Annotated in this window: 12 protein-coding genes and 1 tRNA gene; 10 read left to right on the top strand and 3 right to left on the bottom strand. The window is 65.7% G+C overall.

Annotated elements, in window-relative coordinates; all coding sequences use genetic code 11:
* Positions 1–4: 4 nt before the first annotated feature.
* The 5 genes from ACUXH0_RS08235 to ACUXH0_RS08215 all read left to right on the top strand — a co-directional run bounded on the left by ACUXH0_RS08235 (position 5) and on the right by ACUXH0_RS08215 (position 8927).
* Positions 5–4315 (top strand): ATP-binding protein, encoded by a 4311-nt coding sequence (locus ACUXH0_RS08235; protein WP_012436621.1) that lies wholly within the window; start codon positions 5–7, stop codon positions 4313–4315.
* 145 nt (positions 4316–4460) lie between these two features.
* A complete protein-coding gene (locus ACUXH0_RS08230) occupies positions 4461–6083 on the top strand; it encodes a flavin-containing monooxygenase (RefSeq protein ID WP_024542303.1) in 1623 nt (540 codons plus the stop codon).
* Positions 6084–6111: 28 nt separating this feature from the next.
* On the top strand, positions 6112–7002 hold the full coding sequence (locus ACUXH0_RS08225) for an SDR family NAD(P)-dependent oxidoreductase (RefSeq protein ID WP_004628897.1): 891 nt from the start codon (positions 6112–6114) through the stop codon (positions 7000–7002).
* A 9-nt stretch (positions 7003–7011) separates the two neighbouring features.
* Positions 7012–8034: an alpha/beta fold hydrolase gene (locus tag ACUXH0_RS08220; RefSeq protein ID WP_182593882.1), complete on the top strand. Its 1023-nt coding sequence runs from the start codon at positions 7012–7014 to the stop codon at positions 8032–8034.
* Positions 8031–8927, top strand: a complete 897-nt coding sequence (locus tag ACUXH0_RS08215; RefSeq protein WP_012436624.1) for a metal-dependent hydrolase — start codon at positions 8031–8033, stop codon at positions 8925–8927. Before ACUXH0_RS08220 ends, ACUXH0_RS08215 begins: the two co-directional genes overlap by 4 nt.
* 91 nt (positions 8928–9018) lie before the next feature.
* On the opposite strand, the gene ACUXH0_RS08210 is transcribed toward ACUXH0_RS08215, so the two are convergent.
* Positions 9019–9837: a MerR family transcriptional regulator gene (locus tag ACUXH0_RS08210; protein ID WP_012436625.1), complete on the bottom strand. Its 819-nt coding sequence runs from the start codon at positions 9835–9837 to the stop codon at positions 9019–9021.
* An 86-nt stretch (positions 9838–9923) separates the two neighbouring features.
* On the opposite strand from ACUXH0_RS08210, the gene ACUXH0_RS08205 reads away from it, so the two are divergent.
* A complete protein-coding gene (locus ACUXH0_RS08205; protein ID WP_012436626.1) occupies positions 9924–11081 on the top strand; it encodes a hypothetical protein in 1158 nt (385 codons plus the stop codon).
* Positions 11078–12151 carry an LmeA family phospholipid-binding protein gene (locus tag ACUXH0_RS08200; RefSeq protein WP_012436627.1) on the top strand — a complete coding sequence of 358 codons (1074 nt, stop codon included), beginning with the start codon at positions 11078–11080 and terminating at the stop codon, positions 12149–12151. Before ACUXH0_RS08205 ends, ACUXH0_RS08200 begins: the two co-directional genes overlap by 4 nt.
* An 18-nt stretch (positions 12152–12169) precedes the next feature.
* Here ACUXH0_RS08200 and ACUXH0_RS08195 read toward each other — a convergent pair whose 3' ends face one another.
* Positions 12170–12583 (bottom strand): surface-adhesin E family protein, encoded by a 414-nt coding sequence (locus tag ACUXH0_RS08195; RefSeq protein WP_004628885.1) that lies wholly within the window; start codon positions 12581–12583, stop codon positions 12170–12172.
* 177 nt (positions 12584–12760) lie between these two features.
* Positions 12761–13654, bottom strand: a complete 894-nt coding sequence (locus tag ACUXH0_RS08190) for a c-type cytochrome (protein ID WP_182593881.1) — start codon at positions 13652–13654, stop codon at positions 12761–12763.
* 381 nt (positions 13655–14035) lie between these two features.
* Here ACUXH0_RS08190 and ACUXH0_RS08185 point away from each other — a divergent pair.
* The 3 genes from ACUXH0_RS08185 (at position 14036) to ACUXH0_RS08175 (ending at position 16006) form a co-directional block, all read left to right on the top strand.
* A tRNA-Arg gene (locus ACUXH0_RS08185) sits at positions 14036–14111 on the top strand.
* 180 nt (positions 14112–14291) lie between these two features.
* Positions 14292–15359: a histidinol-phosphate transaminase gene (hisC, locus tag ACUXH0_RS08180; protein WP_182593880.1), complete on the top strand. Its 1068-nt coding sequence runs from the start codon at positions 14292–14294 to the stop codon at positions 15357–15359.
* A 335-nt stretch (positions 15360–15694) separates the two neighbouring features.
* Entirely contained in the window at positions 15695–16006 is a 312-nt protein-coding gene (locus tag ACUXH0_RS08175) for a high-potential iron-sulfur protein (protein ID WP_004628878.1), read from the top strand.
* Positions 16007–16045 lie beyond the last annotated feature (39 nt).

The following is a 16045-nucleotide window of genomic DNA, read 5'->3' as shown; positions in this document are numbered from 1 at the left end:
GCCGATGCGGCGTTCCCTCTTCGCGGTTTCCGCCGTCGTCTGTGCGGCCATCCTCGTTTGGTGGGGCGGGGACGGCGCACGGCAAGCCGATACCGGCGACGCTGGGCAGGGGCCGGTGTATCGATTAGCCCGCTTTCCGCCGATGCTCATCGTGGGCGTCATCGGCAACGCGATGATGCCGCTGGAGGGCATTGAGGCGGACCGGCTCAGCGGTTTCTCCGGGGATCTCCTCATGCAACTGATCCCGCACGATCAAGTGCGCGTGGTACCGCGCGTATTCGCACGGCGCGACGAACTGCTCAAGGCAGCATGTCGCGGCGATGTCGACATCATCATGAGCGTGGCGCCACGCTCCCAATACGACCACTGCCTGGAGTATTCGGCACCGTATCTCGAACGCCCCACAGCGGTGGTCGCGCGCACGGAAAACGTCGAAATAGCGCAGAACCCGTTCGGCGCGGGCGTTCGCGTTGCGGTCGAGCAAGGCTCTTCACTGGAGGAGGAGCTGGCCCATGAATATCCGAACATCGCGCTGTTGAGCACGCCCACAGCAGCCGACGCTTTGGACGCCGTGCTCGACAAGACGGTCGACGTCTACGCTGGCGTCACCTACCCGACACGGGAATTGATAGCGCGGCCGCGCTACCGGGAGCTATCGATCGTGCAGCTTGCAAACCAGCAGGTCGATGCGCTCCATTTCGCCGCGCCCCGGGATCGCGCGACGCTGATTCGCCATCTGGATCGCCATCTCGCGCAGTTGCCTGACACCACGATGAGCCAACTTCGCGCGCGCTGGATCGCTCAGGGCGGTACGTCGACCGTGGCGCTGCAATTGTCGGACGATGAGCGCGCCATGCTGGCATCGCTGCCCCCGTTGCGGTATGCAGCCGACCCGGATTACATGCCGTACACATTTGACGACACTGGCGGCGGCCTGCTCGGCATCTTCCCGGAGTACCAGAATTTCCTTTCGCGAACGCTGGGCCTGCAGTTCGAGCGCGTCCCCGTGCGTGACTGGGCCGACGCGCTCGACAAGGCGGGCAATGGCGAGGTCGACATCTTGCTCGGCATGTCAGATCAGGATGCTCGCCCAGCTGGATTTGCGCTCACGCAGCCCATCGATGCCACGCCGCTGGTTATCGTCGGGCGCAACGATGCGTTGACTGTGGCGGCGTTGTCCGAGCTTTCCGGCAAGACTGTCGCACTGCCTGCCAGCGATACGCTGACCGCGATCTTGCGCCAAAACGTGCCGAAAATCCGCCTCGTGTCGGCGGGTTCGGTCGACAACGCGCTGTCCATGGTGGCAAGCGGCAAAGCCGATTTCACCATTGTCAATCTGCCGGTGGCCGACGCGTTGATCCGCCACCATTTTCCGGGCGAACTGAAGGTCACGGGCTCGGCCAACACGGTCGAGAGCATCGGCGTGGGCGTGTCGGCAAGGTACGCCGCGCTGGTGCCGCTCATCAACCGCGCGCTCTTCGCCATGCCCGAAGGCGAGCAAGTAAGCATCCGCAACAAGTGGCTGTCGGTCAGCTATCAGCTCGGTCCTTCGGCGTCGGCCGTGCTTGGCAAGTTTGGGCCGGTGGCCGCGCTGGTGCTGGCGGCACTGGTGGCGCTCTTCATCAAGCAGATGCAGTTGCGCCGTGAAAATCATCAGCGCCGCCGCGCTGAAGAAACCCTGGCCCAACAACTGAGCTTTCAGCGCGCGCTGATGGAGGCCGTGCCGTTCCCGCTCGTCGCCAAAGACGCCGCGCAGCGTTACGTTGCCGTGAATGCTGCGTTCTGCAACATGTTTGGCCAACCACGCGCTTCTTTGCTGGGGCGCACGCCGCAGGAGCTCGGGCTGTATTCGGTCAGCAACACGTCGCCGCTGTCCGACATCAACCAGCGCGCTGCGCAGATCAGCGAAAGCACGCGCGAAGAACTCATCATCGACACGCCGGACGGGCAATCGCGCAACGTGCTGTACTGGATCGAGCCGTTCCATCTGCCGGACGGGCAACCCGCGGGCACCGTCGCCTCGCTGGTCGACATCAGTGAGATCCGCGAGGCGCAAGCGCGAGCCGAACGCCTTGAACAGCGCCTGCGCGAGGTCACCGAATCGCTGCCCGCGCTGGTCTATCAGTTCGAGCTGCCACCGGGTCAGGTCCAGGGGCGCATCACCTACGTCGCGGGCAAAGCGTACGAGACGCTGGGCGTGCAGCCTCAGGATCTGCTGGACTACCTGTCGACCCCGGAGCTACTCATTCACGAAGACGACCGGCAGCGCATGCTCGACACGGTGCTGGTCTCGGCGCAGCAGCTGACGCCCCTGGACCAGCAGTTTCGCCATGTCAGCGCAGACGGCGTGGTCCGCTGGCTTCATGCGCGCTCGATTCCGCACCGCGAGGCGGACGGCCGCACGGTCTGGAACGGCTACCTGAGCGACGTCACCGCAGAGCGCGAGCAGGCCGACGCACTGGAAGCGGCCAAGAACGCGGCGGAATCGGCATTGCATGCGAAAGACCGCTTCCTGGCCATGATGAGCCACGAAATCCGCACGCCCATGAACGGCGTGCTGGGCCTGGTCGAACTGCTGCAGCAGACGAAGCTCGAGGGCGAGCAGAAGCAGATGGTCTCGCTGGTGCAGGATTCGGGGCGCGCGTTGCTGCATATCCTCGATGACATCCTGGACTACGCAAAGATCGAGGCCGGTCGCTTGGATATTTCTCCGGCGGCCACGGACCTGCGCGAGGTCTTTGATGGCACGGTCGGCTTGCTGGCGAGCCGCGCACACGAAAAATCGCTGGCGGTGCATGTGACTGTGGCTGCCGACGTGCCGGCCAGCGTCTCGGTCGACAGCATTCGTCTACGCCAGATCCTGTTCAACCTGCTCTCGAACGCCATCAAGTTCACCGACACCGGAAGCGTGCGCCTTTCAGCGGAATGCGCGCGCGTCACCGACGACACGGCGCATCTCATCATCTCCGTCACGGATACGGGCATCGGGATCTCGCCGGCGGTACAGGCCACGCTGTTCGCGCCATTCGTGCAGGCCGAGCGCTCGACCACGCGGCGCTACGGCGGCACCGGCCTGGGCCTGGCCATCTCCCGCCAGCTCGCGGGTCTGATGGGCGGGAAGCTCGTCATGGAAAGTGCCCAAGGGCAAGGCACCGCCGTGACGCTGGAACTGACCGTGCCAATGCTCAAGGCGCGGTATGCGCTGCCGCAACTGGAAGGCCGCAGCGTTGCCATTACCGTGGATGACGCGGCCGTGCGGCACAGCCTCACGCAGCTGGCGGTCGCGGCCGGGCTCCGGCCTGTGGTTGCTGCAGACGCCGACATCCTCCTGACCACCACGGCGCCGGCACACGAGCACGCCATCCGCATCACCTCCGAAGCCAGCTATGCCGAACCGGGCAACGCGCTGAGCATCAATCCGCTGAACTGGCACGCTTTCGTGCAGGCGTGCGAGCACGCGCTGCGTCGAGCCGGGCACGCGCACGTGGCGAGCGTGGCGGCCCACACACCGCCGGCCGCCGCGCCTTCAGAAGCGCCCGGTGCACATATCCTCGTGGCGGAAGACCATCCGATCAACCGCGAACTGATCGCCAAACAACTCCGGCTGCTGGGTTATCGGGTCACGCTGGCCGAAGATGGCGTGGTCGCGCTCGAACGTCTGCACGAACACCGTTTCGACGCGTTGCTCACCGATTGCCACATGCCGCGCATGGACGGCTTCGATCTGGCGCGGCATATCCGCCACGAAGAAGGCGACGGCCCTCGCCTGCCGATCATCGCCATCACGGCGACGACGCTGGCCGAGGAGCACGCACGCTGCCGCGCCGTCGGCATGGACGCCAGCCTGCTGAAGCCGACCACGCTCGCGACGCTGCAGGAAGCGCTGTCTGCGCTGTGCACCGGTGACGTTCCCGCGGGCGCCGGCGGGGCCGCGGAGGAGCCGCCCACCCTCTCGCTCGACGACCTGCACGCCGCGCTCGGGACGGACCCCGCAGCCATCGGTTTGGCGCAGGTCTTCCTCTCGTCGCTGGCCGATGACGCGCAGCGCCTCCAGCCGCTGCTGGACGCGATGGACCGTGCAGCGCTGCGCCGTTGGGCCCATCGCACCGGTGGTGCCCTCGCGCTGTTGCACAACCCGGGCGTGGATGCCGTAGCGGAAGCGTTCCGCCATGCCGTGCATAACGGCAGTGCGAACGACATCCGTGCTGCCGGGGCGCGCACGATGAGGCTTTTGACGCATATCAACGGACTACTCAGCGCCTTCGGATCCCCCGCCGCCGACGTTGTGCACCGCACGCAAGTGACGGATTCATAAGGGAAAACCGTTTCAAGCGGTGCATGCACCGCTTTTAGATTAACCGTTCCAATCGGCCGATTGACTCGGTCGGGGCAGCCTCCTACGATGACATCGATCAATGTCACATTAAGAGGCGCCCATGTGGTGCCCACGGAGACACCACGTGAACGCACGGACCGACTTTCCGCGCGCCGACGCCTTTGCGTCGGCCCCGCACAGCGCTGACGCCCCGCCCCTGATCGATGCCGCCATCATCGGGACGGGCTTTGCCGGCCTGGGCATGGCGATCCAGCTCAAGCAGCACGGCATCGACAACTTCCTCGTCTTTGAAAAGGCGGGCTCCGTCGGGGGCACGTGGCGCGACAACCATTACCCCGGCTGCGCGTGCGATGTGCAATCGCACCTGTATTCGTTTTCGTTCGCGCCCAATCCGGACTGGTCGCGCATGTATTCGCCGCAACCGGAAATCCGCGCGTATCTGGAGCGCTGCACGGATGAATTTGGCGTGCGCCCGCATGTGCGCTTTCATCACGAGCTGGCGCGTGCGGCCTTCGACGACGCTGCAGGCGTGTGGAACCTGGAGATGGCCGACGGCCGCCGGTATCGTGCCCGCACGCTGATCTCCGGCATGGGCGGCCTGAGCCGTCCGGCCTGGCCGAATATCCCCGGCATCGAGACCTTCCAGGGCAAGGCCTTCCACTCGCAGCTCTGGGAACACGATTACGACCTGCGCGGCAAGCGCGTCGCCGTGATCGGCACCGGCGCTTCGGCCATCCAGTTCGTGCCGCAGATTGCGCCGAAGGTCGGCCGGCTCGACCTGTATCAGCGCACGCCGCCGTGGATCCTGCCCAAGCCCGACCGCAAGGTGTCGCGCGCAGAGCACTGGCTGTTCCGCCACCTGCCGTTCACGCAAAAGCTGATGCGCACCGGCATCTACTGGATGCTGGAGTCGCGCGTGCTCGGCTTTGTGATCCATCCGAAGCTGATGAAGGCGGTGGAGCGCATGGCGCGCGGCCACATCAAGCGCCGCATTGCCGACCCCGTGCTGCGCGAGAAGGTCACGCCGGACTACACCATCGGCTGCAAGCGCATCCTGATCTCGAATGACTATTACCCGGCGCTCACGCGCAAGAACGTCGACGTGATCACGTCCGGTATCGCTCGCGTTGAGCCCAACGCCATCGTCACCACCGACGGCACGCGGCGCGAAGTCGATTGCCTGATCTTCGGCACGGGCTTTCATGCAACGGACCCGTTCCCGCGTGGCGTGCTGCTCGGCAGCCAGGGCGTGGACATTGTCGACATGTGGGACAAGCACGGCGCCGAGGCCTACCTGGGCACCACCGTGTCGGGCTTCCCGAATTTCTTCATGGTGGTGGGCCCGAACACGGGGCTCGGCCACTCGTCGATGGTGTTCATGATCGAGTCGCAGGTGGCGTACATCGTCGACGCGCTCAAGTCGATGCGTGCGCACAACGTGGCGGCCATCGACGTACGCCCCGACGTGCAGCGCCGCTTCAACGACGGCATCCAGAAGCGGCTGTCGCATGCAATCTGGTCTGCCGGCGGCTGCGTGAGCTGGTACCTCGATCCGAAGACCGGCAAGAACACGACGCTGTGGCCGGGATTCACGTGGCAGTTCCGTCGCGCCACCGCGCATTTCCGGCTGGCCGATTACCGCACGCGCCCGATGGCGGTGCCCAAGGGTGTGCCGCTGCGCGTACCCGCCCGCACAGTGCCGGCCGCTCAAAACACCCCCAACGAAGAAGCGCTCGACCGCGTCTGATGCGCGTCAGCCCCACGGAGACCCCGCCATGAAGTCATTCAACAACCAGGTTGCCGCCATCACCGGTGCTGCGTCGGGCATGGGCCGCTCGCTGGCGCTGCGGCTGGCACGCGAAGGCTGCCACCTTGCGCTGGCCGATCGCAATGAAGCGGCGCTCGCGCAGACGCTGCAACTGGTGCGTGCGCATGAAGGCGACCGCATCCGCGTGACCACGCATGCCGTCGACGTGGCCGACCGCGCCGCGGTGTACCGCTGGGCCGAAGAAGCGGCCGCCGCGCACGGCAAGGTCAACCTGATCTTCAACAACGCGGGTGTGGCGCTGTCCAGCACGATCGAAGGCATGGAAGACGACGAGCTGGCCTGGATCATGAACATCAACTTCTGGGGCGTCGTACACGGTACCAAGGCGTTCCTGCCGCTGCTCAAGGCAACGGGCAACGGCCACATCATCAATACGTCGAGCATCTTCGGCATCTTCGCGCAGCCGGGTATGGGCGCCTACAACGCCAGCAAGTACGCCGTGCGCGGCTACACCGAAGCGCTGCGCCAGGAACTCGATCTGATGGACTGCGGCGTGTCGGCCACGTGTGTCCACCCGGGCGGCATCAAGACCAACATTGCCAAGTCGAGCCGCGTCTCGCCGAGCATGAACGGCTTCCTGGTGCGCGACGAACAGCAGGGCAAGGCCGAGTTCGAGAAATTCTTCATCACCTCGGCGGACAAGGCTGCGGAGGTGATCCTGGACGGCGTGCGCAAGAACAAGCGCCGCGTGCTGATCGGCCCCGACGCGCACGCTGCAGACGTGATGGCCCGCGTGCTGCCTGCCGCGTATCAGGCGCTGGTCGTGCGCGAAGCGCGCCGCACGCGCAAGAAGGCACTGCGCGACGATGCGGCGCCGGCCACCGCGCGCGCCAAGTAGGAGGTGCCGATGACCACGGCCACCACCGGCGAACCGTTTGCCAGTCCCCCGCGCGCGAATCTGCTCAACGTTGCACGCGCCATGCTGCGCCCGGGCCGCATCGGCTTGCGCAGCATCGGCCGCGATGTGCTGATCGCGCGCTACGCCAAGCCGCAATCGCGCTACCTGCCACTGATGGGCACGCGCGTCCATTACACCGATGAAGGTGCCGCCAATTCCGAAGGCACGTTGCTGCTGATCCACGGCTTTGGCGCATCGCTGCACACGTGGGATGGCGTGCTACCGCAGCTCACGCGGCGCTACCGCGTGATCCGGCTCGACCTGCCGCCCTTCGGCATCACCGGCCCCCTGCGTGATGCGCAAGGCCGCCCGCGCGCAATGGAGCTGCCGCTGTACCGCGACTTCATCGACGCGTTTGTCGACACACTCGGCCTGTCGAAACTCACGCTGATCGGCAACTCGCTCGGCGGCATGGTGTCGTGGGACTTTGCCGTGCGGCACCCGGGCCGCGTCGAAAAGCTCGTGCTGATCGACTCGGCAGGCTTTCCGATGAAGCTGCCGATCTACATCGATCTGTTCAATCACCTGGGCGTGCGGCTGACGTCGCCGTGGATGCTGCCCGAGGGGATCATCCGCGCCGCCACGCGCGATGTATATGGCGACCCGTCGCGCGTGTCCGAACCGACGCTGCGCCGCTACGCCGATTTCTTCTATGCCGACGGTGCACGACAGGCCATCGGCAAGATGGTGCCGAAGTTCCGCTTTGACGATGTCGATACCAGCGGGCTGGCCTCGATCCGAGTGCCCACGCTCATCCTCTGGGGCCAGCGCGACCGGTGGATCCCGCCCGCGCACGCCGGCGAATTCGCCCGCCGCATTCCCGGCGCCACGCTGCGCATGTATCCGGCGCTCGGCCATATCCCGATGGAGGAAGACCCCGTACGCGTGGGGACCGACCTCTGTGCATTCCTCGATCAAGGGCGCGCATCGACGCGCCTCGCCGCAACCACATTCCAGGAGAACCGCCCATGATGCCAGTCCGCCGCGACGTGCATCCTCACCTGCCGGCTGATCGCATCAGCAACTGGCACGAGCGAGGCACGCACGTCACCCACTTCCTGAACGCGCTGTCGATCTTCTTCCCGACCGGCGAGCGCTTCTTCATGGACAGCGTGCGCAACTACCGTCATCTGGTGACCGACCCCGAGCTCAAGCAGGCCGTGGCCGGCTTCATCGGCCAGGAAGCCATGCATACGCGCGAGCACGTGTTGTACAACGACCTCCTCGATCGCGCCGGCCTGCCCGCCACGCGCATCGACCGCTTTGTCGGCAAGTTCCTGAACGTGCTGCGCAAGTGGACCCCGAAGTCGCACCAACTGGCCGTGACCGTGGCGCTGGAACACTACACCGCCATGCTGGCCGGCCAAGTGCTTTCACATGAAGATGGCCTGGGCCGCAACTCGGAGCCCGGCTACCGCCAGGTCTGGCTGTGGCACGCCATGGAAGAGACCGAACACAAGGCCGTCAGCTACGACGTGTGGAATCTCGCCATCAAGCCGGGCCTGCGCCGCTACATCCTGCGCACATCGACGATGCTGCTGACCACGCTGCTGTTCTGGTCGATGGTGTTCTACGTGCATCTGCGGCTGATCTTTGCCGATCGCACCTGCAAGAACATGTTCTTCGGTCTGGGCAAGGCATTCCACTTCCTGTGGATTCACCCGGCGCCGCTGCGCAAGATCATCCCGGAATTCTTCGACTTTTTCCGGCCTTCATTCCACCCGTGGGATGAAGACAACCGTGACGCACTTGAACGCCTGCCCAAGCTGATCTCGGAAATCGAAGCGTATGCGGCAGCGAACGGCGAAGCGCCGTCGCCGTCGATCCGCCGCAAGCTGTCGACGGCGGGTGCAGCGGGATCTTGAGCAGGCATTCAAAACGCCTGCAGCACCCGTCGTATCGGGATCAAACTAGAAATAGATCAGGCGCGCCCCACGCATGGGCGCGCTGGAGACACTAGCCTTTGTCCGGCCCGGGCGCGCTGCCCGGCGGTTCGTGCATGTGCTCGATGACCTGCGCCACGCGGTCGCCCAGGTATTTGTTGGCGGCCGTCTCAAGTGCGCGCATCAGCTCGGCTTCGACTGCCACCAGCGCCAGCGGACGGATGCGCCAGATCACGTCGACCAGACGCGGCACGTCTTCGACCGGCGGCAGATCGCTGCCGTACTTGTCGAGTTCGCGCACGACCATGGAGACAAGATCGTCGGCCACCGCCTGCGTATGCGGCCGGGCACGCTCGATGATGTCGAGCACCTCAACAAGCGGGAAACCGGCCTTTGCCATCTGCGCGCCGGCCAGCAGCGCCTTCGGGCTGCGCGCCAGATAGCCGAGGCCATCGGGCTCAAGCAGGCCGAGCGAGATGGCCCGCGCCAGCGCCTGACGCGACATGGCACGGCCAAACAGCTTGGCAAGCGCCAGGAGCGAGTAGTGCTTGGGCGACTCGTCCGACCAGGGGCTCGCGATGGCCGATTCGAGCCCGAGGATGGAGCGCAGGTCATGGCCTTCGACGATGGCCTTGAGCAGCTCCTGGATGTTGGAGAGCGTGTAGCCGCGCCCGAGCAGGTGATTGATGAGCTTGAGCCGCCCCAGATGCGCCTGCGTGTAGATGCCCACGCGTCCGCGCCGCTCGGGCGGATCGATCAGGCCGCGGTCCTGATACGAACGGACGTTGCGGACAGTGGTTTCGGCCGCGCGCGCCAGTTCGTCGATGGTGAACTCGCGGGCGGGCGGAATGGCAGGCGGACCGGCGTCGCCGGTTGGTTTGCGGGCGGGCATGCAAAAAATTCTACACGAGCGCGGCGACAGACCGCGTCGGTTGCCGGAACGTTTCCGGTGCGTTTCTCACGACGAGGAGACCGTCGATGTGGGACTTGACCTTGCGTCATCGAAATAGCGCGCTGCGGGCTGCGGGCGCAGTGGTGGCGGCGCTGCTGCTGCAAAGCTGCGCCACCGCCGGCGACGGATACGGCGCCATCGAAGCCGACAAAGCCAAACAGCTTGAAGATGCACGGGCCCAGGCGCGCGCGCCGTTCCAGGTGGGCAATCTCGCCACGCGCGAGGTGCGGCCCGCCACGCTGCGCGATTCGGGCCAGCCCGATGCGATCTCGTATCTGCGGCATGTCGATTTTCGTTTCGATGGCGGCGTCGGCTTCCTGGTCGACCAGCTCGCGCTGCGCATGGTGCCGCGTGCACCGGGCGATCCGGTGTGGCTCGACGATGTGTCGTCGTACACGCTGCAGCCGGTGAGCGGTTCGGTGCGCGTTACGGCCGAGAGCATGGCCGCGCTCTTCAACACCGTGGTGTTTGCGCGCGGGCCGGGTGAAGATCCGCCGCTGCGCGGCTTCAGCTTCTCGCTTGATGACGGCACGCTCGACATGCGCGCCGAGATGCACCGGCGCGGCGCCTGGGTGCCGATCGAGCTGCGCGGCCCGCTGGTGTTGCGCGATCCGCAGACCATCGTGTTCCACCCCAACGTGGTCAAGGTGCGCGGGCAGGACGCCGGCGCGCTGATGGGCGCGGCGCATATCGAACTGGCCGATCTGTTGCCGGTATCGACGCCTGCCGTGCAGCTGACTGGCAGCGAAATCGTCATGCAGGTGCCCAAGCTGTTTCCGCCGCCCGCGCTGGAGTTGAAGCTCTCCGCCATTCGCGTCACGCGCGACGGGCTGCTCATGCAGATCGGCGATGGCAACCCGCAGATGCCGCCGCTGGCCAACGCCGCCGACGCGCAGCGCCCGTACATCCTCTTCCGCGGCGGTGACATCCGCTTCATGCGCTCGATGCCGATGAACGCGCGCATCGATATCGTCGTGGCCGACCCGGCCAAACCCTTCGTGTTCAACCTGTACCGCTATCGCGACCAGCTTGTCGCGGGGTCGCTGCGCTTCTCGCCGGATGGCGGCATTCGCGTGCTGATGCCGTCGTTCGACACCCTCGCCGCTGCCAAAGCCGCCAAGGCAACAGCAATTGCCAAAGCAGGCAAGCCTGCCCTGCAACTCGCCAAGAGGACCGCGCCATGATCGCCCCCGCCTTCGCTCTCGCCGCTGTGATGTTGCGCCTGGCGCTGGTGACGCTTGGCTTGGCCGGGCTGCTCGCCAGCGCACTCGCCCGCGCCGCCGAGCCGCCGATGGCCAACGCCCAACGCAAGGAGTTGACGACGGTACGCCAGCAATGGGCGCAGCGCTGCGATCCGTCCTCCGGCGCGCCCAATGCCAGCGGCCCCGCCGTCGCGCGCGACTCCGGCACCGCACCGCCCGTCGTGCAGATGCGGGATGTGGATTTCCGCATCACCGGCGACATCGGTTTCCACGTGCATCAACTGACCGCGCAGCTCGTGCCGCACAAGCCGGGGCAGCCCGTCGACATGGACGACCCGGGGCAGTTCGACATCCGCATCCTCGGCGGGGAAGTGACGGTGCCCAAGGATTCGCTCGACGCGCTGTTCAACCGGTATCTGCTCGACTATTCACCGCGCTCACTCAATGCGCTGTCGCTGACACCCGGCGACGGCGTGCTCGACGTGTCGGGGGGGCTGAAGCTACGCAATCATTTTCCCGGCGTGTGGCTGCCGTTCGGCATGCGCGGCACCTTGGCGCTCAAGGAATCGCGCTTTCTCGTCTACACGCCCACCGAGGCACGCGTGATGGGCATCCAGACGCTGGCGCTGCTCAAAGGGATGGGGCTGGAGCTGTCGCAGCTTGCGCCGCTCAATCGCACCGGCGCCAAGCTGGATGGCAACGACATGGTGCTGGACCAATACACGGTCTTCCCGCCGCCGCGCCTGGTCGGTCAGATGAAGACGGCGCGTGTCACGCCGGACGGGCTGGTGCTCGGGTTCGGCCCCGCGCCCGCCATGTGTGCGCCGGCGCCAACCGACGCCGCGAGCCGCATCTGGATCCAGTCCGGCGACCTGAAGATGTACAACGTGCTGGTGGCCAACAGCCGCGTGCTCGTGACCGATACATCAACGCGCGGGCCGCTGCGCTTCGACCTGTACCACTACCGCGAGGCCGCCGCGCGCGGCACCACGCGCATGGATGCCGATGGCACGCTGCGTGTGGACCTCGCGCCGGCAGGGGCCGCTCAATAGCGCCATCGTCACAGCGCATTACTTCTGGCAGACGGCATGCAGGATCGCCTCGCCCTCTGAGCGCGGCACGACGGCCTCCCAGCGCGGGCCGTCGATGGTCTTGGTGAGCACCGTGCCGTGCTGGCTGTCCTGGATCAGCGCACTGACCGGCAGGATACGCCCCTCCTTGCAGTCGTAGACGGACGTGCGCGTATCGTATTGATACGCCTTGCCGTCCGAGAGCTTGCGCGGCGCGTCATAGGCGTCGCGCGTCGTGGCGCGCACAGTGCCATCCTTGTTGCGCTCGATGGAGTCTTTGTCCAGATAGAGCGAGCCGCCGTTGTCGGCCAGCGGGGCCAGCTTGACCCAGTTGTCGGCCGCCGTGGCCGTCGAGCTACCGATTGCCAGCGCAGCAGCTACCCAGTAGATCAGCGTCGTTCGTTCCGTTCGCATCGCAACCTCCGTTTGCCTCATTGCACAGACGTATGCGGGGCGCAGCAGCATGGCTGCATCGTTCTCCGCACATCAAAAAATGCGTAGCAAACGGCATGCCCCGCGCGTGACACTGCCGCGGCAGGCAACAAAAAAAAGCCCGCTCGGGGCGGGCTTCTTCGGGAATGCAAGGGCGGCTTACTTGGCAGCAGCGGCCATGTAGTCGACGGCGGCTTTCACGTCGTCATCGGAGCCGGCATAGGTGCCCTTGGGCGGCATCGCGCCCTTGCCGTGCAGCGCGGAGTCATACAACTTGGCCTTGCCTTGGGCGAGGCGCGGCGCCCAGGCGGCCTTGTCGCCAAACTTCGGCGCACCGGCCACACCGGCGGCGTGGCACATCTGGCAAGTCGACTCATAAACCTTCTTGCCAACTTCCCCCGCCGAGGCTTGCGGTGCGGCGGCTGCAGCCGGCGCGACCGGTGCTGCTGCCGGTGCCGGCGCAGCAGCGGCCGGAGCCTGTGCTGCCGCCGGTGCGGATGCATCCGGCGCTGCTGCCTGAGCCGGTGCTGCGCCCGCGCCTGCCGGGGCGGCCGGTTCCTGCAGCTTCCCACCGGCGGAGTTGGCCATGTAGACGATGGCACGCTCGATTTCGTAGTCGCTCACATCATCGGGCGACGTGCCGCCGCGTGCGGGCATGCCCCCCTTGCCGGCCAGCGCCACCTTCGTCAGGCCATCCAGGCCCTGCGGCAGCCGCGGACCCCAGCTTGCCGCATCGCCAAATTTCGGCGCGCCGGCCACGCCTGCAGCGTGGCAGGTCGCGCAGACTTCCTTGTAGAGCTGCTCGCCGGTCTTGAAAACGCGCGGTGCGTTCGGGTCTTTCAGTTCGAGCTGCGCAACGGGCTTGATGCGATCGTTGACGGCCTCTTCCGACATGCCGGAACCGCCTGCGCCTTCCCGGGCGCCCAGGCCAACGTAATTGGCCAGCAGGATGATGATGAGGATGGGAACGGCAAAGGCGGCGATGACCGCGATGATCAGCTGCTTGGGGGTCTTGATCAGAGGCTCGTGTTCGTCGTGTTGCGCGTCGCTCATGCTCAACTCTCAGGATGGTGGAACCGCTCTTGGAGCCCTCGGAGCGCCGCCGGCAAGGTCACGAGCATCGCCGGCAGTGCGTGGGGGCCGCATTGGATCGCGATGAGGGCAGGAAGACCATGGCGATTGAATCGCCGCGTCGGCCCAGACAGACCTGTCCCCGTCTTTCTTCTGGCAAATAACGCGCGATTATATCCGCAATGCTTGGGCCTTTGACACGCGGGACAGCCCTAGGCGCCGCTTTTCGACCTGCGTCAAAAACCCAACGAAACGTTGCAGCAGCCCGCCTGGTACCGGGCCGTTCACGGGTCTGCGATGGACGCTTGCGCCCAAATGCGCTATCCTGCGGGGCTTCTCTTTCGGTGCGTTCTGTGCCGATATGCGCCCGTAGCTCAATGGATAGAGTACTGCCCTCCGAAGGCAGGGGTTGCTGGTTCGATCCCAGCCGGGCGCGCCAAAAATCAAAGATTTACGCAACTTGTACGGTTTTCCGACGCCAGAACCGCGCTTCTGCGCTTCTGCCGCAACGTGCAGGCCTGCCTATTCCCGAACCTTATTCAGCTTCCCAGCCTTTTTCGATTCATCGATCGCGCTGCGGGCACGCTTAGAAAATAGTCACCTCATCAGGAGTCGAGTCGTGAGCCGTTACTGGAGCGATATCGTTCAGCAACTTGTGCCCTATGTCCCGGGCGAACAGCCGGCCATCGCGCGGCCCATCAAGCTGAACACCAACGAGAACCCGTACCCGCCGTCGCCGCGCGTGGTGGCCGCGATCGCTGCAGAGCTGGGAGAGACGGGCGAGAATCTGCGCCGCTATCCCGATCCGCTCTCGCGCCGGCTGCGCGAGACGGTCGCCGCGCATGTCGGCCTCAAGCCGGAACAGGTTTTTGCCGGCAATGGGTCGGACGAAGTGTTGGCGCACGTCTTCCAGGCGCTGCTCAAGCACGACAAGCCGCTGCGCTTTCCGGACATCTCGTACAGCTTCTATCCGACCTACGCGCGGCTTTACGGCGTGCAGTGCGAGGTGGTGCAGCTGGCGGACGACTTCTCCATCCGCGCCGATGACTATCTTGGCGACGCAGGCGGCGTGCTGTTCCCGAATCCGAACGCGCCGACCGGCCACGCGCTGCCGCTGGCAGAGATCGAACGGATCGTCGCTGCGAACCCGTCGTCTGTCGTCGTGGTGGACGAGGCCTATGTGGATTTCGGCGCGGAGTCCGCCATTGCGCTCATCGACCGCTATCCGAATCTGCTGGTTGTGCACACGACGTCGAAGTCGCGCTCGCTGGCCGGCATGCGCGTGGGCTTCGCGTTCGGGCACGCGGCGCTCGTCGAAGCGCTCAATCGCGTGAAGGACAGCTTCAACTCGTATCCGCTGGATCGCCTCGCGCAGGCTGCCGCCCAAGCGGCTTACGAAGACGAAGCGTACTTCCGCGCCACGTGTGCGCGCGTGGTGGCAAGCCGCGCGCGGCTGACGCAATCGCTGCAATCGCTGGGGTTCGAGGTCGTGCCGTCGATGGCGAACTTCCTGTTCGCACGGCATCCGCACCACGATGCCGCAACGCTGGCAGCACGGCTGAAAGAGCGCGCCATCTTCGTGCGCCACTTCAAGCTCGCACGCATCGACCAGCATCTGCGCATCACCGTCGGCACCGACGATGAATGCGACGCATTCTTAAACGCGTTGCAGGGTCTACTGAAGTAAGTACACACACGCGTGCGGCAAATTGCCACCGGGGTCGGCCGGCCATTTGGGGGGCGGCGCCCCGCGCTGACGGCTGCACGCCCCGATCGTACGGTGCATGTGGGTACTTGCGCGGCATGGCACGGCGCCAATCGAAGGCCACGAACATCCGCGATTGCTGCGCTCAGGTATGGGGAACATTGACCGGACGCAGATGCCGCCGCCCGATTGCTGTGCCAGAATGCACAAGCGGGTAAACGGCGCGCCGACGCCGTCCGCTGTCTCCTAGGGCGAGCCTGAGCACTGCGCGGGCGGCACGGGACGCCACACAACACACTCCCACAAAAGGAATCAGCATGTCCAATCGTCGTCAATTCCTGAAGAGCATCCCCATCGTGGCCGCCGCGGGCGCCGTCATGTCGATGTCGGACCTCGCACTGGCTGCACCGATGGTGGCGGAAACCGATCCGCAAGCCAAGGCACTGGGCTACGTGGCTGACACCACCAAGGCCGACAAGGCCAAGTTCCCGAAGCACACGCCGGATCAGCACTGCGGCAACTGCGCCCTGTACCAAGGCGGTACGGCTGCGCAAGGCGGTTGCCCGCTGTTCGCCGGCAAGGACGTCGCCAACAAGGGTTGGTGCAGCGCCTGGGCAAAGAAGGCCTGAGCGAAGCGGTATCGCATGCAAGCAAGACGGACCCTGCGG

The sequence above is a fragment of the Ralstonia sp. 110700041-2 genome, from assembly GCF_056280165.1.
The sequence above is the reverse complement of the archived record's forward strand: the minus strand, read 5'-3'. Positions and strand labels throughout refer to the sequence as shown.